This window comes from Bacillota bacterium (genome assembly GCA_012839765.1).
Taxonomy (GTDB): domain Bacteria; phylum Bacillota; class Limnochordia; order DUMW01; family DUMW01; genus DUMW01.
The window spans coordinates 41,090-61,180 of the sequence record DUMW01000027.1; the positions used below are offsets into that span (position 1 = coordinate 41,090).

The 20,091-nt window shown below is 52.0% G+C and carries 22 protein-coding genes and 1 riboswitch; of the genes, 16 read left to right on the forward strand and 6 right to left on the reverse strand.

Annotated elements, in window-relative coordinates; translation table 11 throughout:
• Window positions 1-10: 10 nt before the first annotated feature.
• A complete protein-coding gene (locus GXX57_02615; GenBank protein HHV43549.1) occupies window positions 11-244 on the reverse strand; it encodes a hypothetical protein in 234 nt (77 codons plus the stop codon).
• Window positions 245-299: 55 nt separating this feature from the next.
• Between GXX57_02615 and hslO the strand changes: the two genes are divergently transcribed.
• The 3 genes from hslO to GXX57_02630 all read left to right on the forward strand — a co-directional run bounded on the left by hslO (window position 300) and on the right by GXX57_02630 (window position 3,798).
• Window positions 300-1,196, forward strand: coding sequence for an Hsp33 family molecular chaperone HslO (gene hslO, locus GXX57_02620; GenBank protein ID HHV43550.1), 897 nt, complete (start codon window positions 300-302; stop codon window positions 1,194-1,196).
• A 134-nt stretch (window positions 1,197-1,330) separates the two neighbouring features.
• Entirely contained in the window at window positions 1,331-2,485 is a 1,155-nt protein-coding gene (locus GXX57_02625; GenBank protein HHV43551.1) for a Gfo/Idh/MocA family oxidoreductase, read from the forward strand.
• A gap of 119 nt (window positions 2,486-2,604) precedes the next feature.
• Window positions 2,605-3,798: an HD domain-containing protein gene (locus GXX57_02630; protein HHV43552.1), complete on the forward strand. Its 1,194-nt coding sequence runs from the start codon at window positions 2,605-2,607 to the stop codon at window positions 3,796-3,798.
• Window positions 3,799-3,834: 36 nt separating this feature from the next.
• Here GXX57_02630 and GXX57_02635 read toward each other — a convergent pair whose 3' ends face one another.
• Window positions 3,835-4,605, reverse strand: coding sequence for a MerR family transcriptional regulator (locus GXX57_02635; protein ID HHV43553.1), 771 nt, complete (start codon window positions 4,603-4,605; stop codon window positions 3,835-3,837).
• A 144-nt stretch (window positions 4,606-4,749) separates the two neighbouring features.
• On the opposite strand from GXX57_02635, the gene GXX57_02640 reads away from it, so the two are divergent.
• The 3 genes from GXX57_02640 (at window position 4,750) to GXX57_02650 (ending at window position 7,545) form a co-directional block, all read left to right on the forward strand.
• Window positions 4,750-5,100 (forward strand): hypothetical protein, encoded by a 351-nt coding sequence (locus GXX57_02640; protein ID HHV43554.1) that lies wholly within the window; start codon window positions 4,750-4,752, stop codon window positions 5,098-5,100.
• Window positions 5,101-5,117: 17 nt separating this feature from the next.
• Window positions 5,118-5,615 carry a hypothetical protein gene (locus tag GXX57_02645; protein HHV43555.1) on the forward strand — a complete coding sequence of 166 codons (498 nt, stop codon included), beginning with the start codon at window positions 5,118-5,120 and terminating at the stop codon, window positions 5,613-5,615.
• A gap of 142 nt (window positions 5,616-5,757) precedes the next feature.
• Window positions 5,758-7,545 carry an ADP-ribosylglycohydrolase family protein gene (locus GXX57_02650; GenBank protein HHV43556.1) on the forward strand — a complete coding sequence of 596 codons (1,788 nt, stop codon included), beginning with the start codon at window positions 5,758-5,760 and terminating at the stop codon, window positions 7,543-7,545.
• Window positions 7,546-7,578: 33 nt separating this feature from the next.
• Here GXX57_02650 and GXX57_02655 read toward each other — a convergent pair whose 3' ends face one another.
• Both GXX57_02655 and GXX57_02660 read right to left on the reverse strand, forming a co-directional pair.
• Window positions 7,579-8,004, reverse strand: a complete 426-nt coding sequence (locus GXX57_02655) for a threonine/serine exporter (GenBank protein HHV43557.1) — start codon at window positions 8,002-8,004, stop codon at window positions 7,579-7,581.
• Window positions 8,004-8,771 (reverse strand): threonine/serine exporter family protein, encoded by a 768-nt coding sequence (locus GXX57_02660; GenBank protein ID HHV43558.1) that lies wholly within the window; start codon window positions 8,769-8,771, stop codon window positions 8,004-8,006. Before GXX57_02660 ends, GXX57_02655 begins: the two co-directional genes overlap by 1 nt.
• 302 nt (window positions 8,772-9,073) lie before the next feature.
• Here GXX57_02660 and GXX57_02665 point away from each other — a divergent pair, with 302 nt between their 5' ends.
• From GXX57_02665 to GXX57_02675, 3 genes are all read left to right on the forward strand, one after another.
• On the forward strand, window positions 9,074-9,328 hold the full coding sequence (locus GXX57_02665; GenBank protein HHV43559.1) for a hypothetical protein: 255 nt from the start codon (window positions 9,074-9,076) through the stop codon (window positions 9,326-9,328).
• A 72-nt stretch (window positions 9,329-9,400) separates the two neighbouring features.
• Window positions 9,401-10,348: an aldo/keto reductase gene (locus GXX57_02670; protein ID HHV43560.1), complete on the forward strand. Its 948-nt coding sequence runs from the start codon at window positions 9,401-9,403 to the stop codon at window positions 10,346-10,348.
• A 39-nt stretch (window positions 10,349-10,387) separates the two neighbouring features.
• Window positions 10,388-11,437 carry a hypothetical protein gene (locus tag GXX57_02675; GenBank protein ID HHV43561.1) on the forward strand — a complete coding sequence of 350 codons (1,050 nt, stop codon included), beginning with the start codon at window positions 10,388-10,390 and terminating at the stop codon, window positions 11,435-11,437.
• Between the two features lie 9 nt (window positions 11,438-11,446).
• Here the strand turns inward: GXX57_02675 and GXX57_02680 are convergent, their stop codons facing one another.
• On the reverse strand, window positions 11,447-12,808 hold the full coding sequence (locus tag GXX57_02680; GenBank protein HHV43562.1) for a hypothetical protein: 1,362 nt from the start codon (window positions 12,806-12,808) through the stop codon (window positions 11,447-11,449).
• Window positions 12,809-13,081: 273 nt separating this feature from the next.
• A riboswitch (cyclic di-GMP riboswitch) is annotated at window positions 13,082-13,165 on the forward strand.
• A 101-nt stretch (window positions 13,166-13,266) separates the two neighbouring features.
• On the opposite strand from GXX57_02680, the gene GXX57_02685 reads away from it, so the two are divergent.
• Window positions 13,267-13,704 carry a prepilin-type N-terminal cleavage/methylation domain-containing protein gene (locus tag GXX57_02685; protein HHV43563.1) on the forward strand — a complete coding sequence of 146 codons (438 nt, stop codon included), beginning with the start codon at window positions 13,267-13,269 and terminating at the stop codon, window positions 13,702-13,704.
• 495 nt (window positions 13,705-14,199) lie between these two features.
• Here the strand turns inward: GXX57_02685 and GXX57_02690 are convergent, their stop codons facing one another.
• Window positions 14,200-15,048 (reverse strand): AraC family transcriptional regulator, encoded by an 849-nt coding sequence (locus GXX57_02690; protein HHV43564.1) that lies wholly within the window; start codon window positions 15,046-15,048, stop codon window positions 14,200-14,202.
• 163 nt (window positions 15,049-15,211) lie between these two features.
• On the opposite strand from GXX57_02690, the gene GXX57_02695 reads away from it, so the two are divergent.
• From GXX57_02695 to GXX57_02720, 6 genes are all read left to right on the forward strand, one after another.
• Window positions 15,212-16,294, forward strand: coding sequence for a hypothetical protein (locus tag GXX57_02695; GenBank protein HHV43565.1), 1,083 nt, complete (start codon window positions 15,212-15,214; stop codon window positions 16,292-16,294).
• A gap of 175 nt (window positions 16,295-16,469) precedes the next feature.
• Window positions 16,470-16,985 carry a nitroreductase gene (locus GXX57_02700; GenBank protein HHV43566.1) on the forward strand — a complete coding sequence of 172 codons (516 nt, stop codon included), beginning with the start codon at window positions 16,470-16,472 and terminating at the stop codon, window positions 16,983-16,985.
• A gap of 114 nt (window positions 16,986-17,099) precedes the next feature.
• Window positions 17,100-17,450, forward strand: coding sequence for a VanZ family protein (gene vanZ / locus GXX57_02705; protein ID HHV43567.1), 351 nt, complete (start codon window positions 17,100-17,102; stop codon window positions 17,448-17,450).
• Window positions 17,451-17,459: 9 nt separating this feature from the next.
• Entirely contained in the window at window positions 17,460-17,894 is a 435-nt protein-coding gene (dut, locus tag GXX57_02710) for a dUTP diphosphatase (GenBank protein HHV43568.1), read from the forward strand.
• A gap of 518 nt (window positions 17,895-18,412) precedes the next feature.
• A complete protein-coding gene (locus GXX57_02715) occupies window positions 18,413-18,922 on the forward strand; it encodes a helix-turn-helix transcriptional regulator (GenBank protein ID HHV43569.1) in 510 nt (169 codons plus the stop codon).
• Window positions 18,923-19,230: 308 nt separating this feature from the next.
• Entirely contained in the window at window positions 19,231-20,010 is a 780-nt protein-coding gene (locus tag GXX57_02720; protein HHV43570.1) for a hypothetical protein, read from the forward strand.
• Window positions 20,011-20,091 lie beyond the last annotated feature (81 nt).

Sequence of the window (20,091 nt, forward strand, 5' to 3'; positions counted from 1 at the left end):
ATCTGTAACCTCAGCCCCCCTTAACGTGAAAATACTTGATTTCCTTCGTTTCGGATATCCACTGCCCACAACCCGGAAGACAAAGCACAGACCATTCACTAGACCACAGGATACCTCCCAGGAACTTATCCCCAAGATCGCCGGGTGTATCCAATCGGTCCGCCCCGTGGTACAATACACCTAAAGCCAATACTGCTTTGGCCTGGCGACATGCCGCAGGACACCAAAGGGTGATGCGGTTCATCGTCGTAAACTCTTTGGGAGTTTTTGTAGTATAATCATCTGGGAGTTGATTATCTGTGAGTGATAAACTCATTCGAGCTATGATCGCCAACAAGCAAGCGAGGATCTTGGTGGCAAGAACCACGGAGACAGTGGAAACGGGAAGAACCATCCACGGCACCTATCCCACTGCCACCGCGGCCTTCGGTCGCTCTCTTACGGCGGCGGCTTTGCTGGGAGCCATGTGCAAAGCCGATGAACGGGTGCTTTTGCAGATTATCGGCGACGGGCCCTTGGGCCGGATCGTGGCCGAAAGTAGTCCCAGCTTGGAAGTGAGGGGCTTTGTCACCAATCCCCACGTCCATCTGCCCTTGAACCCCCAGGGGAAACTGGCGGTGGGACAAGCGGTGGGGAAGGGGCACCTGTACGTCATCCGCCAGACGGGGCTAAAGACCCCCTACCAAGGTGGTGTGACCTTGGTGAGTGGTGAGATCGCGGACGACTTGGCCTACTACTTTGCCCGTTCAGAACAGATTCCTTCCGTTGTCTCCCTGGGGGTCTTGGTGAACCCCGACAATTCCGTCCGGGCTGCGGGGGGCTTGATTCTCCAAGTACTGCCCGGAGCGGAGGAGTGGGTTATCGATCAACTGGAAAAGCGGGCCCAACAACTACCTCCCATCAGCCGCCTCATCGAAAACGGAAAGACCCCAGAAGCCATCATTCATCTGTTGGCGGCGGATCTAGAACCGGAGATCATCAGTGAGGAGCCGGTAGCCTACAAGTGCAATTGCTCACGGGAACGATTCGCCACCGCCCTACAGGTCGTTCAGGAAGAGGAACTGCGGCAAATGATCACCGAAGATCAGGGGGCGGAGCTGGTGTGCCATTTCTGCGGCAATAGGTATCAGCTTACGGCCCAAGAGCTAGAGGACATCCTGGCGGCCAGAGGGAAAGAAAATCCGTCGACACCTTGAAATGGGGCAGGGATCATCCTGCCCCTTCCAGAATCTATACTAAGGTTGAAAAGTGTTTCTTCGGGCATTGTAAAGGTTGTTAACAAAGTCCCGGAAAACAACGATCAATTTCAATGAAGGGGTGGACAGGATCTATGGAGCGACTGCGCATCGGAATTGTGGGTGTATCGGGCCGCGGAACAATGGCACGTCTATGGCACAATGAAAACCAGAAACGTTCCGTAGTGGTGGCGGGAATGGACCCATCACCGGAGTTTTTGGAGCAGTTTAAAGCGACGGTAAACCCCGATGCCTTCACCACCACAGACTTCTATGAATTATTGGAACAGGACATCGATGCAGTGGCCATTTTCTCCCCGGACAATTTCCACGAAGAGCAGGCCATCGCCGCGCTCAAGGCCGGCAAACACGTTTTCTGCGAAAAACCCATGGCCATTACCACCGAAGGCTGCGACCGGATGTTGCAGGCCTGGAAGGAGTCGGGCAAGCACTTGATGATCGGACATAACATGCGGTACATGCGCTTTGTCCGGACCATGAAAGAGATCATTGATGCAGGAGTCATCGGTGAACTGAAGATGGTCTGGTGCCGGCATTTCATCGGCTATGGTGCCCGTTTCTACTTCCATGACTGGCATGGCACTAGGGAAAATGTGACCAGTCTCCTGCTCCAAAAGGGGGCCCACGACATCGACGTCATCCACTGGCTAGCTGGCGGTTTCACATCTTCGGTGGTGGGTACCGGTGGCTTGGACTACTACGGTGGCGACAAAGACAACGATCTCCGTTGTCCCACCTGTCCGGAGAATAAGACCTGTACCGAAGTGCAATCCCGTGCGGAGCCGGCCCGTCGACAAATGTGTGTCTTTAGGAAAGAAATCGATGTGGAAGATACCAACATGATCCTCATGAACCTGGACAACGGCGTGCGAGCTTGCTACCTGCAGTGCCATTTCGCCCCGGACATCTGGCGGAACTATACCTTTATCGGAACCGAAGGACGTTTGGAAAACGTCAATGGGGAGAGCAAGATCACGGTGTTGACCCGGCGTTCCAACACCTGGCGGGAATACGCTCACCGTACCTATGATGTGAAACCTCCCACCGAGGGAGGCCACGGCGGTGCCGATCCCTTGATCGCGGAAGACTTCCTGGATCTAGTCTTTACAGGGAAGAGTGAGATTGCCGATCCCATCGCCGCCCGGATGGCCGTGGCCACAGGGGTAGCCGGTGCAGAGTCCATCCGGAACAACAGCAAATTAGTCACCATCGATAAACCCCAGCTGTAGAGGGTTGCTCCAAGGAAAGGTGTTCCAACTTTAGGAACACCTTTCCTTGAGTAGATGTTGGCGGTCCCGGAATCCGATTGGATTCTATACATCATCAAAGTAGAGGAGTACTAAAGGTCATGCCTTTCGTCTTCAATGAGATTCCGGTGAAACAGTTACTCTTTGCGGTGACTGGGGCGCTGGATATCGCCGATGAATACTTCCGCATGCACGCGATCCGGGTTTTGTTTGCCAGTCTGCGGATCGGCGAAGAACTGAACCTGGACAACACAACACTGAAGAGGCTGTTTATGGCGGCGATCCTGCACGATGTGGGAGTGCTAAGCGACCAGGAGCGGGCAGAGCTGATGGCCTTGGAAGTCCCCCAGGACAAAGTGGAGCTCCACAGCCGGCGGGGAAAGGAATTGCTCCAGAGCCTGCCGGAATTCGAAAACCTAGCCTCGATTGTGGGATACCATCATCATCCTGTTTTCGCCATGCCAGAGACAGAAGAAGCTTTCCTGGCCAACATCATCCATCTGGCGGATCGGATCGTGGTGGCGGCCGGGGACGGCCTGCTGGAACCGGGCCAGGTGGAGGAAAGCCTCGGATGGGTCCGGGAAAACGCTGGCATCCAATTCGATCCCCGGATCGTAGCGGCCTTTGATCGCCTCACGGACTTGCCGTCCTTCTGGCTAGATCTCACCACCGATTACGTCTGGGAGCGAGCCATGGATTATTCCTATCTCATTGCGGACAAGTTCGTCGATCCCTTTGTCCTGGGTCGGCTTTTCGCCAAAATGATCGACCTGCGCTCTCCCTTTACCAGCCGTCATTCCTTCCTGGTGGCGAGTACAGCCAGACGTCTCGGCCAAGAATTCGGTTTGTCCCAAAGGGAATGCAATATGTTGGAATTGGCCGGACTCCTACACGATCTGGGTAAACTGGCGGTACCCAATAGCATCCTAGAAAAGGAAGGAAAGCTCACCTACGAAGAACGGAACCATGTCACAGTGCACCCCTATTTCACCTACCAACTGTTGAACGGGATTCCTGGACTGGAGATGGTAAAGGAATGGGCGGCCTTCCACCATGAACGCATGGACGGCCGAGGCTACCCCTTCCAGATCCCAGGGGAAAACCTCTCCCTAGGCTCCCGGGTATTAGCCGTAGCCGACGTCTACGCGGCCCTCAGCGAAAAACGTCCCTACAAAGACCCCCTTCCCCAGGAAGAAGTCATCGCCATCCTCAGAGAAAACGCCGCCGGAGGGGGATTAGACCCCCACGTCGTGGAAACCGTAGCAAAACTCCCTGTTCACGTAGATTCCGCCTAGATAATCGTAGTGCCCCGGACCCCGGGGCACTAACACCTAATCCTGTTCCTTATTCCCGGTATAGATGAGGATGGCATCCCGTAAGAATTCCGCAAGACCCGGCTGCTCCTTATCATAGTACTGCCGGAAACGCTCGTCTTCCACATACATGCATGCCAGACCCCGATGGGCCTCCTTGTTGTAGGCGGGCCAGCAGAAGGACAACCATTGCCGGTGCAATTCTGCGGCTTTCTGGCCCAGCTCTCCGCCGGGATCCCCAGTGGCAAAGGCTGCCTTCAGGGTCTCCATCAGCTGCTGGCCCGTTTCCTCCCACTGCCGATACTCCTCTGCACTCAGGCCCAGCAGTCGACGATTCCCCTCGTCCACCGCTTCATCACCGTACTTCTCCCGGGCCTCTTTACCGTATTTCCGCTCGTTTTCTTCCACCATCTGCCGTTTGAAGGCCGCAAATCTTTCTTCATTGCTCATGGTAATTCTCCTTTCCGCTGCCGCAATGGTCTTTTCCACATTGCGGATTAGAAGATCCAACCGGTCCCGCTTTTCCAGCAACTGTTGCCGATGGCGTTTCAGGGCCACCACCGGGTCGAAGTCGGGGGAGTGGAGAATAGCCTTGATCTCTTCCAAGCTTACCCCCAATTCCCGGTAGAAGGGGATCTGCTGTAACAATTCCACCTGCTCCTGTCGATAGATGCGGTAACCGGAAGCGTTAACCTCCGCGGGCGGCAGTAGTCCAATCTGATCGTAATACCTAATGGTGCGGGGGCTTACCCCGGCCAGGTCCGCCAAGCTTTGCACCGTGTATTCCAACCTCGTGCCTCCCTTCGGGAACATTGTACACCTTGACGTAACATCAAGGTCAATAGCGGGTCAAAAGATCCCTTCCGGAAGAACGGGGCAGGAAATGGCAAAGGTTCCAGCGAAAAGGGAGAGTAACACGATGGGGATTGCACGGTGAAAGCGATGACACGGGAAGAATTGGGGGAAAAGTTTGCCCGGATCAAACCATGGCAAAGACGCGGTGAACGCGCCCCCCACAAGCCACTGCTCTTGCTTTACGCCCCGGGACGCCTGTCCGAGCGCTGGTTGCCTTGGGCGGAAGTGAAGGCAGATCTGGGTAGACTGCTGGAAGAATTCGGTCCACCGCGCCGGACCAAGCCAAGGGGTCCCTTTGTTCATCTGTGTTCCGACGGATTGTGGACCTTCTTTCCTTCGGGAGTTGTAAGCCTAAAGGACAACCCTAGCGAGTCTGTCTTCGATACCAGATCGCCGGTGGCTTTCCCGAGAAGGTTTACCAACTACTGAGGGAGGACCCCGGGCTGGTGCAAGTCCTCGCGGAAGATCTTCAATACACCCATGTCCCCACATCCCAGGGGGATATACTGAAGACTGTGGGATTGAACTATCGGTGGGTGAGAAGGCCCGATCGGGATCCGGCTTTTCGCGAAGGGGTCTTGGCAGTCTATGACTACCAGTGTGTCATCTGTGGGTTTGATGTGAAACTCGATCAGGGACCCATCGCTTTAGAAGCCGCCAATATCAAATGGTTCCAGGCCGGTGGCCCTGATGTGGTCAATAACGCTTTGTGTCTGTGCGTCCTTCATCACAAGCTTTTCGACCGGGGAGCCATGGGGATCAAGAAGGTGGCGGGACAGAATCTCTACATTACTAAAGTCTCCCCGACGGTCACCGGCACCTGTGGTTATCAAGAGTGGGTCCGTAGGTATGAAAACCAAAGCTTCCGTCCCCCAAAGGGGAGTCTTTACTACCCGGAACCGGGTTTTGTCCAGTGGCACCTGGAGGAAGTGTTCAGGGGCTGAATCCCCGGGATGTCCTTGGTCAAAATTGTACTAGTTTAGGTCAATCTGCCCCATGGTCTTTCGCCAAGCTTTTCTATACTATACTAGTACAGCTTGTTTCCGGTACATAGTCAACCCATTACAATAAGAAGGAGGTATCCCATTGGCAGTCCAGTTGAGCAAACAGCAATACTACGACAGCATCTATGGCGGTTGGTTGGGCAAGAACATTGGGGGAACTTTAGGTGCGCCCATGGAAGGGCGCAAGGAAGTGCTGAATCTAGAGTTCTTCCCCCAGAAGGGGCCTTTACCCAATGACGATTTGGACCTGCAACTGGTCTGGCTCCATGCCCTGGAAACTTACGGACCCCATCTCGATGAAACCCATCTGGCGGAGGCCTGGCTTGCCCATGTCTTCTTCAATTACGACGAGTACGGTTACGGGTTGACCAACGCCCGCAAGGGCCTGCTGCCACCTCTGTCCGGTTGGTTTGACAACCCCTTCACCGACTGTATGGGTTCACCCATCCGTTCCGAGATCTGGGCCATGGTCACCCCTGGTCGGCCGGACCTGGCCATCGGCTACGCTTGGTGCGACGCGGTAACAGATCACGCCGGTGGGGAAGGACTCTATGGTGAAATGTTCTTTGCCGCCATCGAAAGTGCAGCTTTCATCATCAAGGATCGAGATCAATTGTTAGAGATTGGACTGTCAGTAATCCCCAAGACTTGTCGGGTTTATGCGGCAGTACAAGAAGTGATCAAAGCCCATAGAGAGGGGCGGGACTGGCTGGAAGCCAGAAACATAGTCCTGGAAAAGCACGGTCATCATAACGCCACCGATGCACCCCAGAACATCGCCTTTACCGTCTTGGGCTGGCTCTATGGCAAAGATTTTGGCGATGCCATCCTCAAGGCAGTAAACTGCGGCTACGATACCGACTGCACCGGAGCCACCCTGGGGGCTATCCTGGGTATCATCTTGGGACGTTCAGGTCTGCCCAAGGAATGGATTGAGCCGGTGGGGGATGAAATCAAGGTTACCCCCACGGTGCATGGTTTCGAGGCCCCAAAGGACCTGAGGGAACTTACCGAACGCACCTACCGCATGGGCCTCAAAGTCCTCTTGATGCGGGATGCCTTGGCAGGCCTTTCCGAGGAAGGACTAGCCATTTACCCCGCCACCGACGATCTCACCGAAACGGCGGCAAAGCTTTGGGCAAGGAATGTCACCTCCTACCGCCGCTCCCTGTCGAGCCTGGAGGTCACCGTGAACATGGGACCCGAAGGACCCACGGTGTTCCCTGGCACCAAGCGCACCTTGACGCTCGAAGTACAAAACACCCTCACCAGTCCCTGGGTGGGTACCGTCACCCTGGAGGTGGAGAAGGGTTGGCAGTGTTCAGAGCACCGTTTGGAGCTGGCCCCCGGTGAAAGTACCACTGTGGAGCTCAGCCTCTGGCCCCCCCAGGAATTGCCAGCCTATCTACGGATGCCCCTCGTCTTCAAGCGGGAACTAAACCAACGGGTTTGGAGTGAACAACGCATTCCGGTGGTCTTTGAAACGGGACGGTTCTACCGGGTGCGCCAAGGGGAGGGGAAGGAGACCATCATGGGCTTCAGTGGTACCCATTTAACCTTGCCCCCAGGACCCTGCACCGCGATCACCCAGGTCATCTCCCCGAAGGAGCAGCGGGTTTACCTATTAGTGGCCACCACCGGCGGTCTTAAGGCCGTCTTGAACGGCACCACAGTACTGGAAAGCACGGGGACCAGGGACTTCATGCCGGCCTATCATCGTGCGCCCAAGGAAAACGTCTGCCAAGTGGACCTGCGGGCCGGAACCAACGAACTAGTCCTGGAGCTTGAAAAAACAGAGCAGGTGATCTGCACTTTCCTCACCAGCGAACGTCCCCTCCATGGAGTACTGGATCTGGTGTTCAAGGCGTAATCCTCCTTCCCGGCCCCTGGGCCGGGAAGTTTTTTATCGGCGTCGGAAGTACACAATGGAGTTGGCCACAATCAGGCCAATGGCAATACTGGTAGCCAGGAGAATGGTGATAACCGTTTCCACGATTCCCTGCTCGAAGTTTCCTTGCACAAAGCTCAACATCGCATAATAAGCATTGGCCCCGGGCACTAAGACGAAGATGCCGGGGATGATGAACAAAGAGGCGGGAGCCCGAAACCGCCGGGCCATCAGTTCCCCAGATACACCGATCGCGGTGGAAGCAGCGAAGAAGGCCACCAAGTCATTCCCCTTGGACAGGCGCACTAAAAGCACCACCAGCCAACCTAAAGCCCCCGGAACCGCCACCCATCTTTTCAGTCGATCGGGAACCCGGTAAAGCTGCCCAAAACCAATGGCCACAATCCCCGCCAGGAATAACTGAAAGAGATAGTCCCACATCAAAAGATCGCCACCTTTGCATTCAGGGAGAGAACTGCCCCCACACCGAAGGCCAGGATCAAGGCCACCAGCAAGGCATCCAGCACCCGTGCCGCCCCCGATAGGAGATTGCCGGCGGTAAGATCCCGTATTCCATTGGTAATGGTAATCCCGGGAACATACAACATCAGGGCCCCCACGATGGCCGTGTCCACGGACAAACCTTGGACAAGGCGACTGGCGGCCAACACCCAAAAGGTCACCCAGACGGCACCGGCGGCAGTACTTAAGATTCGGTAACGTGTCATCCGGTTTAACCAGGAACTGAGCAGATGGGCAGTACAGCTGATCAACCAAACAATTCCTCCGTCGAGCAAAGACCCGCCAATCAAATAAGCAATGCTGCCACAGGCTAGTCCTACCTGGGGGGCAACCCGCCAGGGGGACAGTGGCTTTCTTTGGCTGAGTCTTTGCAAGATCCCAATGGCTTCCTTGGGATCAAGGGTACCGGCCACCAATCGGCGGGAAACCCCATTGACCTCATCAACCACGCTTAAGTCATTGGTAGTAGTAGAAACTCGTAGGACCTGGGTCCTCCGGTTTCCTTCCCGGTCTTCTAAGGTGAGTACCAAACCTGTGGGAATAGCAAAGACCTCTGCTTTTACCATGCCCACCCCTTTAGCAATGGTCCCAATGGTGGATTCGGTCCGATCGATTTCCGCGTTACTGCCCAACAACAGACCGCCGGCCAAAACACATAACTCCACCGCATCATCGATAGTGATCACACAACACACCCGCCTTAACCAAATCCAGTTTCCTTCTAGATCATACCAATGAGAAACCTCACGGTCAAAAGGATTTTGTAGCCCGGTACCAGACCCCTTGCTCCTTGTTCCTTCTTACTTGAAAAAAGCGACTTGAAATCTGGGACCCTCTTTTGGGCTGTATTCGCCCTTTTTCCCTTGTCGCATCACGCTTTGTAGAAGTTTTGATGTTATTCTATAAATTTAGGCCTTGTCCCCTGAAGTCAGAATGACTATAATAGCAATTGTGTGCAGAGTAACAATGTTGTACAGGAGGTTGTGTCGTGAACAAGGTAAGACAGTACGCCGGCGAAATGGAACAGATTCGGCGTAAGCTGCACCAGGCATGGGAAAGGTCCGGGGGAAATACGCAGGATCCCGAGGTGCAAAGGTTGGCCATAGAGTTTGACCAAATCATGATGTCGTTCGTTCAGCTTCCAGTCACGGCCCAGAACGGCGCTGACCAGTCCTCCGGGAACCACTGTGATTGGGAACTTTCTGGTGCATTGACCGATGAGGTCACAAAAAGGATTATCTAGGTCAAGTAGCGAAATATGGTAAGAAGGTTCTCCCGGGAACCTCAATACATAGCTGGACAGGGAGGAGAGCCTATGCGTTATCGCAAAGTAGGCAAGAGTGGTTTGAGGGTAAGCGAGATCGGTTTGGGAAGTTGGCTTACCTATGGTGGTTATGTCGATGATTCTATGGCGAAGGATTGTATCATCAAGGCCTATGACCTGGGGATCAACTTCTTCGACACCGCCAACGTCTACCATCGCGGTGCTGCCGAAGAGGTCCTGGGAAGAGTACTGAAGGATTTTCCCAGGGATTCCTATGTCCTAGCCACCAAGGTGTATTTCCCCATGGGCGATGGGCCAAACGATCGCGGGTTGTCCCGTAAGCACATCATGGAACAATGCCATGCCTCCTTGAAAAGGCTACAGACCGACTACATTGACCTATATCAATGCCACCGTTTCGATCCCAATGTACCCATGGAAGAGACCTTACGGGCCCTAGATGACCTGGTAACCCAGGGAAAAGTCCTTTACGTGGGTGTCAGTGAATGGAATGCGTCCCAGATCACAGAAGCACTCTATCTTGCCGAGAAGTTCAATTTGGATCCCATCATCTCTAATCAACCCTGCTATAACATGCTGCAACGGAAGATAGAAGCGGAACTGTTGCCACTATGTACGAAAAAGGGCATCGGACAAGTGGTATACTCTCCCTTGGCCCAAGGGGTCCTCACGGGTAAATACAAGAAGGGGCAACCCATTCCCCCCCAGTCCCGGGCCAGCGAGGAAGGGGCCAAACAGTACATCGAATGGCTACTGACGGACGAAAACCTGGAAAAAGTGGAAAAGCTTGAGGCTCTGGCCCAAGAACAAGGGCTTACGTTAATTCAACTGGCCCTAGCATGGATCCTGCGCCTACCCATCATCAGCAGCGCCATTGTTGGGGCGAGGACTCCGGAGCAGGTAGAGCAAAACGTCAAGGCTTCCGGAGTGGAGCTTTCCGCAGAAGTGCTGGATGAAATCGAGAGGATCCTAGCCTAGTCTAGGATCCTCCCTGGAGTAAACTTAAAGGTGAGGCCCATGCAGCAATATTTGGAGATTCCCAGGGAAATCTGGTCTGCTTTGTACCAGGCGGCGGACCAGTACTTTTCCGCACAGCCTTGGAAACACTTCGACGATACCCATCTATTCGGGATCCAAGACCCCCGGACCAAAGATGTCAGCTATTGTTGTGTCCTGGGGGCCGCCGAAAGCACTTACGGTCTGCTTGCCTATCGGGGAGAACGGCCCTTAAGCCAGCATCAGATGCTCTTGGACAGTAACCCGGGCTCCTTTGAATTCACCCAGACCTTCCTGAAGCTAAACGCCCTCATTGTCCTCCGTTCCAGCCGAGAAACCCTAACACCGGAAGATGCGGACGTAATCCGCCTCCTCGGGTTTGAACCGGAGGAAAGGGAAACATGGCCCCAGTTCCGTAGCCTGGTTCCAGGAAGTCCCCCGATTCTGCCTGATACCGAAGAGATCCTCCTATTGACGGAGATCTTGATCCAAACGCTAGATATTGTGGAGCATAATAAAGATAAGCCCTGGCGATTCGCCTACAATGGTATCTATGGAACCCATTTCGTCCGCATGGCGGAAACTACCCCAGTAGGAGAGATCCTTTGGTCCGATGAGTGGGTAAGCTCGCCTTTGGCCAGTGAATGTAGTGCTCCATCGTTTAAGATCAAGGATACGCCCTTGGTTCAACGTGTGCGCAGCCTACCTTTTCGGACCCAAGCCTGCCTTTATGTGGATCTGCGGTGGGTCACATCCTGTTGCGTGAATAACGGAGGCAGCCGGCCGGTTTTCCCCAAACTCTTCGTAGTTCTCAAGGCCGACACCGGTGAAGTGGCGGGTTTTGAACTGTTCGCGGATCATGAAAACGACGCGCTTATCGAGCAACGCTTCGTTGCTACCCTCGATGAATTGGGATACATTCCGGAACACATTTTCACCACCAGCAGTCGCGTCCAGGATATCATCGCTCCGCTGGTGGCAGGAACCGGTTGTCGGGTGAGGCGGGTGGGGCTTTTGCCTTTAGTGGACGACTTCATGGCCGGCTTGGACCAGTTCATGCAGAAGTGGTAGTGAATCGCGTCACAGCTTTTCCTGGATAGTCATCCGCTGGCGCAAGGCTTTACTGCCTGCGGGATGATGCCAGATCACAAGACTCTCCACGATCTCCCCACTGGTATAGCCGATCGCTCCGGCAATGGCCGGATGAACCGAAAGTACTAGGCTAGTGAGCAATGCCACCACGGCCGCGATCAGATTCGCGGTCTTCGCCCGACCGATAATCCCCGTACTACCATTCTGCATGATAATCCCCCAGCAAAACTCCCGCCAGGCACAGGCAATGGGGAACAGGGCGAAGACCCCAAGGACACCCCGCGCAGTCTTGGTCACCGTCGGGGATACACCAATAACAGACCCAAAGACCCAGTTTCCCAGGGGCGTGAGGGCCAAAGAAAGCATCACCAAAGTCAGCACAAGGCCCACCAGCAAACAGAACCGGCGCACCACACCCTCCTCATCGGCACCATACACAAACAGACACTGGTGAAGGGAACGGGCGGGACCAACGATGACAGTCATCAGACTCAAGGCCACGGCATAACCAGCCAAGTCTTCCGCCGGTGCCAAGGAAAACCTGGCAATCCCCGCCTGGATCACCGAGGGGATCAAGGCCGCGATAAGGCTCATCACCCCGAGAGGAATAAAGAAATTCCGTACCATCCCCATGGTTAGCTCCCCGTGGTCCTTGGAGGGAAGGTGAGTCACTCCCCGGGAAAGCGAACCGAAGGACCAAACAAAGTAACTAAGAATGATTAACAGCTCAAAACCGATGCCGGCGACCCATGCGATACTGCCGGCCTCAATGCCAGTGAAGACCTGACCTGCCACCACCCAAGAAAGGAAGAAGAACAAGACCACCACCCGCATCGCAGTGGCAACGGCCATGATTCCCGTCCGTACCAAACCAACAGCCATTCCTTGATAGGCATTCCTCAAAGTTTCTACAAAGGGGAGGAAAGCGGCAATCCGCAGGGCCCGATAGGCAAGATCCAACTGATCAGGATCGTCGATCTTAAACACATATTGCAGCACAAGCCCCCCCAGGGGTGTATAGCCCAAAAGGCTCAGCAGGAAAAAGACAACAGAGATGACCTGCCAGTTAAACCTGCGAACAAGTCGATAGCTTTTCTGATCGTCCACAAAGGCTAAGAAGACCTGGGTAGACATCAGTTCCGGTGCCTTGATAACATTCACCATCGACTTGACGATACCAAAGACGGCAATGTTAACCTCTGGATTGGGCAAACGAGCCAAAGCGCCATCTACGATGGAATGGGTTGAAGCGATCAGAAATGGTGTGGCCCCCAAAGGGAGGAAAAAGCGCAACAACTTCCAGAAAGTCACTTTAGTTCCCAATGGTCTATCCCTTTCTAACCCGCGCATCGCCTAAAACCGTACAGACTCATCTCTATGCACGGACTAAGTAGAAATGTTAGGCTGTTCCTAATGGTTGATGTGGTCGTGGCATAGTGGAGTGAGTAAGTCACAGAAAACATCCCGAGGTCGTGTAGCAATTAGGAAGCGCCTTTCTCTGTAGTGTAGTCTACCCCTTGGTTCTTGTCAAGAATAGACAAAAAGGTGAGAATAGGTCTTGTGTATATCTAATGGTATGTGGTAGAATATCTCATGTTAATAACTGAATGTCATGTTACTGTATGTAACTTCGGAAGCGATGAACCCTGATTGTATGTGGTCACTTTGGATCAGGGTGAGCTAGTAGTGAAACCGGCCGAGGTATCGGCCGGTTTGTTTTTTTTGTGGAGAACGATGACGAAGGGAGGGAAGCACAACTCTTAGCCTCTGCCGTTAATACCGTAATCTATTCGAGGGGGGAATAATCTATGTTTAAATTATTTAGAAAGAAAAATGAAGAAGGATTTACCATTGCAGAATTGTTAATCGTTATTGTAGTGTTGGGAATCCTCGCCGCCATTGCCATCCCTAGTTTCACTGGTCTCCAGAAAAGGGCCCGCAGGGCAGAACTAGAGAGCAATGGAAGGGCCATTGTGCTGGCTTTGGAGATGTATAAGATTGAAACAGGAAAGTATCCCGACGTTCAAACGCAAGAGAATAATATTAACGAGCTAAAAGTTCCCCTTCAGGGTTATCTGACCAATGTTGAACAGATCCTGCAAACAGTCCCCAGTGGAACCTACAAGAAAGATACACCAGAAGGGGGGTATACACTTACCTTGGGCGATGGAGATGATACTGAGGTTACTTTCGTGAACGGCGTACTTCAAACGGAATCTGAAACGGAATCTAAACCGGAACCGTAATCACGGGGCGTACAGGGAGATACGACGGTTAGGTAATCGACCTGACGTTGCAGAGTCGGATTGGGTGATACTGGATAGTACACCAGTATCACCCTTTTCTATATTAATCGGGAGTAAGGAACGCGTACACTTTCATATAGGATCTAGAACTGACTGAATTCCCGGAAATACCAATATCTGAATCCACAGTGCTTTTTTCTCTGGTCTGGGTTGCAAGGCTGTCTCTCGTAGCTTGGCGTGCTGAAACCGACTTGATTTCAGGCTTTATTGAGGGCATCAAGAGGAACACTTCCTGCCAAGACGTGGGAAACCGCATCCTAAAAGATTCTCTCAGTGGGATCATTTCTTCTTGCAATCTTCCCGCACCGAAACTGCCAGAACAGACCCGCGACATCGCTTCTTTTAGGATAACGTTCGGTAACTTCTTCCGGTTACGGCAAGGCATTTTCTCATCAATAGTCCTTATACCAAGCGAATCGAGTCCAACACGTAATACTACATCGACCGCTTGCGAAACTGTAAGGGGGTAAGGCCTTCGTATTTCCGGAACATCCTGATGAAATGACTTGCGCTGTTGAAGCCCACCCGCTGGGCGATTTCCTCCACCGATAGTCTAGTGTTCTGTAAAAGGGTTTTTCCCTGGGTAAGACGTTCGTTCAGCAAGTATTCATAGGGACTGAACCCCGTATGCTTCTTGAAGATACGAGATAGGTGATACTTACTCATCCCCACACTCTGAGCTAATGCATCAAGATTAAGGGGACGATCGTATCTTTCCTCGATCTGCCGGATCACCCTGTCGACCGGAGAGGGGAGGGTATTGTTACCGCTTCCCTCATAGCTTCTCAGCAAGAGCTCCGTAAGAATCTGCACAATAAGACAAGAGGCTTGAACGTCGAGACGCGGATCCTTCTGCTTCATCATGGTATGGATGTCCTTCATGTTTGCGAGAATTGAACTGGTTGCCGGTACATGAAACACCGGCCCTTGGATCTCATAGAGCCGCTCCACATAGCCCGCACTTTCACTGCCATTAAAGTGAATCCAGGTAATCTCCCAAAGATCCTGTGGGTCAGTATAATACAGTTGGTAATTCATACAGTTAATCAAGAATCCCATACCCGGGGTCAGGGTATAGGACTTCTCCCGGTATTCCAAGTAGCCCTTTCCATTCAGAGTGTAAACCAGCAACATACTGTTCAAATCCTGACGTTCAGTGCGATACCGTTCAGTGGCCCACAAATGTCCGCCAGATTGCACGTAATAGAAGAGAGAACGGGCCATTCCCGCAGGCGTGTGATGAATAGACCAAGACCTACTATCCCAACCTAGGGCTGTCACCATCTGCAACCCCCAGCAAGATCTGTCGATTTTTTAGCAACTTATCCTAATGATACCCATTCTGCAACGTAGTATAATCATAACATGATCATGCTATTTTGCCCAGACTAACCAAAGGAGGCTCTTTATGTCCATCACACCCTGTCGCGAAAAGTGGAAGGGTACTATGACAGATCGCGAGCGTTTCAACCGGCAGATGCACTATCAACCCTTCGATCGTACTTTCAATATGGAGTTTGGGTACTGGAACGAAAACTTCGAGACATGGGAAATCTTCAAGAAGAGCAATATCCGCAACAACGCGGAGGCGGATCGTTTCTTCAACTTTGATCGGTTTGAGCTAATTGGGGGCAATGTTTGGTTATCCCCATACTTCAAGACCGAAATCGTCAAAGAAACGCCCACCACCAAGATCGAGATCAATCCCGATGGGCTATTGGTGGAAGTGCCGAAAACGGGCCATTCCACAATTCCTCGATGTATCGGTTCTTCCATCCAAACCCCGGCGGACTGGAAAAGGGTAAAGGTCGAGCGATTTCGCCGGGATGATCCCCGAAGGAAAGTAGATATCGAGGCTTTGAAGAAAAAGCACCCGGAGGATCGAGACTATCCTTTAGGGGTATGGTGCGGCTCTATGATCGGAAAAATCCGGGACATGCTGACGGTGGAAGGACTGGCCTATGCGTGCTATGACTACCCGGACATGGTCGAAGATATGGTGGAGACCGCCTGCGTCCTTGTGGAAGACTTTCTCGACCAGGTCTTGCCCCATTTCGACTTTGATTACGCCGCGGGATGGGAAGACATATGCTTCAATCACGGTCCCCTGGTCACCCTAGACTTCTTCAAGAACGTTGTAGTCCCTCGCTACAAGAGGATTAACCGGAAGCTTAAAAAATATGGGATTGATATTTGGTATGTGGATTGTGATGGAGATGTAAGACCTCTGTTACCCTATTTCCTGGAATCTGGTATCAACTGTCTTTTCCCCTATGAAGTAAACAGCTGCAGTCATCCTAAGGAACTTTTGGACGAGTATGGCAAGGAATTGCGGATCATGGGGGGCTTTGACAAGATTCAACTGATCAAAGGCAAGGAAGCGATCAAGAAGTACATGGAATCATTGATCCCCTTGGTGGAGCGGGGAGGATACATTCCCTTCTGTGATCATCGCTGTCCGCCTGACGTTACCGAGGAGAACTACCTGTACTACCTGGATTTGAAAGAAGAAATCTTCGGCATAAAGTAGTTGCTAGACAAGGCCCGGTGCAATACCGGGCCTTTCTCAGAACTGGTCAAAAAAGGCAGATAAGACCCTATTCCACACGGGCCTATTCATTGAATGAAATCTCGCCCCTATGGTATAGTATAGTGTGACCACCCGATTCCTGGAATTGGCCGGATCCCACAGGAGGAGGTACATTATGGATTTCCTGAGTCTTGCCACAAAACGGCAGAGTGTCCGTGGCTTTTCCCAGCAACCGATTGAGAAGGATAAGCTACAGAAAGTCCTAGAGGCCGCGAGATTGGCACCTTCGGCCAACAATCGCCAACCATGGAAGCTGATCGTAGTCCAAGACAAGGCAACCCGAGAAAAACTCACCGACATCGCCGGTGGACAGCGCTTTGTAGGGGAAGCACCGGTGGTGATTGTAGCTGTGGCATTGGAGCCGGAGCGGGTGATGCGTTGTCAGGTACCGGCCTATGCAGTGGATACAGCTATCGCCTTGGACCACCTCAGTTTAGCCGCAGCCGCCCTGGGACTGGGTACCTGTTGGATTGGCCATTTTGATCAAGCACAAACGAAGGAGCTGTTGAACATTCCAGCGGAGTATAAAGTGGTTGCCCTAATGCCCCTCGGGTATCCCAAATCGCCCGAACAGAGGCCTAAACGACGTAAGTCTCTAGATGAGCTGGTCTGTTACGACTTGTGGTCGTAGAAAGGTCCAAAGGTGATGGAGAGGATCCGCACAGTTGTCGGGTGGCTGGGTGTCCTTGGCTTCATAGTCCTTGTGGTCATTGCATCAGAAAATCAGCAATTCCATGCGTCCTTTATGTTCGCACTGTTAGAAAGATATGTTCCCCACCTGACAGTGCACCAGAAATACTTGCTGGTATTCTGGACCCGAAAGACGATCCACGTCACAGGCTACGCGGTGCTGGCCCTTTGTTGCTACTACGCCAGTGTGGGCACAAGAGGGTTGAGGAGGCGGCCTTTTTTGTCCGCCCTTCTTCTGAGCCTTGCCGTAGCCAGCATCGACGAGTTCATCCAGTCCTTTCAAGTAGGAAGATCTGGCACCGTGGTCGACGTGGCTATAGATGGCATCGGAATTGTCTTAGCTCTATTGCTCTTGCGATTGATTCAATACAAATACAGGAACCAAGCACAAAGGGAAAGGGACTGATTTGCAACGATGAACCCAACGTTGAAGGTCAAATTGCTCTCACCCGAGGCAAAACTTCCCGAATACGCCCATGAGGGCGATGCGGGATTGGATCTTTTTTCCGTCGACGAAACCGTTATCGCTCCAGGAGAAGTTGCAGCGGTAGGAACGGGCATCAGCATTGAACTGCCCCCGAATACAGAGGGACAAGTGAGGCCGCGGAGTGGTTTGGCTTTGAAACATCAGATTACCGTGCTAAATAGCCCGGGGACCATTGACCAGGGGTACCGGGGTGAGATCAAAGTATTGTTGTTCAATTGCGGCAAGGAACCCTTTAGTGTTACTAAGGGAATGAAGATCGCCCAACTGGTGGTAGCCCCAGTCCATCGGGTCAAGGTGGAGACTACGGATTCATTAAGTGATACAGCACGTCAAGATGGGGGATTTGGTTCCACCGGTCTTTAGGCCCATCAGCGGCCCCTTTACACCGAGACGGTCATACTCTTCATCCCACAAAAGAGTCAGATCATTGTCTATGCGTAAGAATAGAGAATACGAGGATGACAGATACGGGCAACCATACTGGATCACTAACAAACTAGGAGCGTATGGCCCTCAAGTATATACAGCTTATACGCTGAGGTCAAAGTCCAAGTCTTCTAAATTGGACGACCAGAACGTAGGTAGATAAATCGTGTTTCTGTATAGGTCAAGATGACTCTCACATCGAGGGTCATCAAGGGGGCACTATGAGATTTTAACTATACTAAATGTACTTGTTTGATAATACTTGGGAAAGATTGTGAATCTTGTATATAACAAGAGACATACCATATTTCGTTCTATGATTTGGAATGTGTAGTGCTGACCTTTTGGAAGTTTCGCAAGGTGGATTGGTTTCAATGGAATGTTAGTCCGCGTTGCTTGTGGCAACGGCTGACGGGAGACTAAGATAGTTACAAAATGAAAGGAGGTTTTTGCTAATGCTAAATGAAAACATCAAGGCGATCAGAAAAGCAAAAGGACTTACCCAGGAAGAGCTTGCCATCAAGCTAAATGTAGTTCGGCAGACAGTCTCTAAATGGGAAAAAGGCTTGTCAGTTCCTGATGCCGAGATGTTGATGTCCCTATCGGAAGTACTTGAAACACCTGTAAGCACTTTGCTTGGAGAGACTATAGACCCTCCCAAGGTGGATGACTTAAAGGTGATATCCGAAAAACTTGAGGTCATAAACACGCAGCTTGCTCAAATTAGGGGGGCTAGGCGTAAAATTCTTCATTGGCTTTGTATTTCACTATGTGCAGCTACATTAATTGCTTTTGTGGTTTTGATAGTGGCCGATAGTCCTTACTTGGCCTGGGACTATAGCGACCCCGAAACCGCAGTTCTTGGAGTGGGATTCCACATTCTTGAGTGGTTATTCGTCCGAATAGCTCCCTTTGCATTGATTGGGGCAGTTGTTGGAGCCTTCTTAACTCGGAAAAAGACATAATGATGGATCTGCTGTTGTGAACACAAAATGCAGTCTAGATACTACTGAGACTATAGTTGAGCCGAAAGTCATCATGGCACCAGTAAATCAGCAGTGGTCTTCACACATCGGGCCGCTGAGGGCGGTGGCCAATCTACAGACAGATTCATTTCTTCATGCCATGACCTAGGAGGAAATCCCGATGGTCGTGGCGAATTGACTAATATGTGTCCAAATGCGAAGAGGCTCCTTCGGAAATATTCCCGTAAGGAATGGTCACGCTAAAGCTTTAATGCTAAGTACCACGTGATAATAGGGAGGCTATTTTAATGGGAAACTCGGATGTATTACGCGTATGGATTATGGGCTTTGCACTGCTACTAGTCATGGGGTTTTTGGCGCTGCCACTGCCCTCTAGCCTACAAATCGGACTTTTCAACCATATCCACTTCGCTTTGCTTTACATCTTAGCCGTCGTAAGTGCCGTTCTGCTGGTGGAACAGGTTGTTCAATGGGTAACGGGTAAACGGTCCGCCACAAGACCTTGGGTATTGCTTTTGGCGGGAGCCATTCTTACCGTGGGAATCACCCATGTATTAACGGCTAGAATGTCCACCATCCATATTGCGGGCAGCTATACCCGGCTACTTGATGAGAACCCTTGGACCGTTCTGAAGCAATATATCACCGAGGCGACGTTCTTTGACAAGCTCCCTGCCATCGCCATCTCGGGACTAATCCATGCCGTTTTGGGAGCCATCGTGCTGGTGTCGGAGCTGCTTCGGGGACTAGTTACCAAGAAGTATGACATGGCGTTTTTCGAGAGCGTTTTGTTTACCAGTTTTGTCGTCGGAGCTACTAGCCTGATCATGTTTGCCCGCAACTTGTCCGTGCGCAGTGCTTGGAGAAGGAACTTTGATCTTGTCGCTCCACAGATCATCCAGCCCGGGGATATCCCCACGGGAGTAACGGCACGAGTGCTCAACGTCATTCAGGCCACAATTAAGGTGCCCCTTGTCATCCTCGGCATAAGCTTTGCCCTCAGTGTTGTGGTCTATGTGATTTACCGGCTTCGTCAAAGCCAATTGCAAAAAGTCTACGAACAGTAAAGGTTATAGGCCCCTGTAAGTCTCGGGGCCTTTTTTTTTTTAGACTTCTTAGATCACAGGTTACCGTCTCTATAAATGTTC

Coding starts and splice junctions, on each gene's coding strand:
- GXX57_02615 (HHV43549.1), bottom strand. CDS start 244: ATGAACCGCATCACCCTTTGGTGTCCTGCGGCATGTCGCCAGGCCAAA.
- GXX57_02625 (HHV43551.1), top strand. CDS start 1,331: ATGGAGCGACTGCGCATCGGAATTGTGGGTGTATCGGGCCGCGGAACA.
- GXX57_02630 (HHV43552.1), top strand. CDS start 2,605: ATGCCTTTCGTCTTCAATGAGATTCCGGTGAAACAGTTACTCTTTGCG.
- GXX57_02655 (HHV43557.1), bottom strand. CDS start 8,004: ATGTGGGACTATCTCTTTCAGTTATTCCTGGCGGGGATTGTGGCCATT.
- GXX57_02670 (HHV43560.1), top strand. CDS start 9,401: ATGCGTTATCGCAAAGTAGGCAAGAGTGGTTTGAGGGTAAGCGAGATC.
- GXX57_02675 (HHV43561.1), top strand. CDS start 10,388: ATGCAGCAATATTTGGAGATTCCCAGGGAAATCTGGTCTGCTTTGTAC.
- GXX57_02680 (HHV43562.1), bottom strand. CDS start 12,808: ATGCGCGGGTTAGAAAGGGATAGACCATTGGGAACTAAAGTGACTTTC.
- GXX57_02685 (HHV43563.1), top strand. CDS start 13,267: ATGTTTAAATTATTTAGAAAGAAAAATGAAGAAGGATTTACCATTGCA.
- GXX57_02690 (HHV43564.1), bottom strand. CDS start 15,048: ATGGTGACAGCCCTAGGTTGGGATAGTAGGTCTTGGTCTATTCATCAC.
- GXX57_02695 (HHV43565.1), top strand. CDS start 15,212: ATGACAGATCGCGAGCGTTTCAACCGGCAGATGCACTATCAACCCTTC.
- GXX57_02700 (HHV43566.1), top strand. CDS start 16,470: ATGGATTTCCTGAGTCTTGCCACAAAACGGCAGAGTGTCCGTGGCTTT.
- vanZ (HHV43567.1), top strand. CDS start 17,100: ATGTTCGCACTGTTAGAAAGATATGTTCCCCACCTGACAGTGCACCAG.
- dut (HHV43568.1), top strand. CDS start 17,460: ATGAACCCAACGTTGAAGGTCAAATTGCTCTCACCCGAGGCAAAACTT.
- GXX57_02715 (HHV43569.1), top strand. CDS start 18,413: ATGCTAAATGAAAACATCAAGGCGATCAGAAAAGCAAAAGGACTTACC.
- GXX57_02720 (HHV43570.1), top strand. CDS start 19,231: ATGGGAAACTCGGATGTATTACGCGTATGGATTATGGGCTTTGCACTG.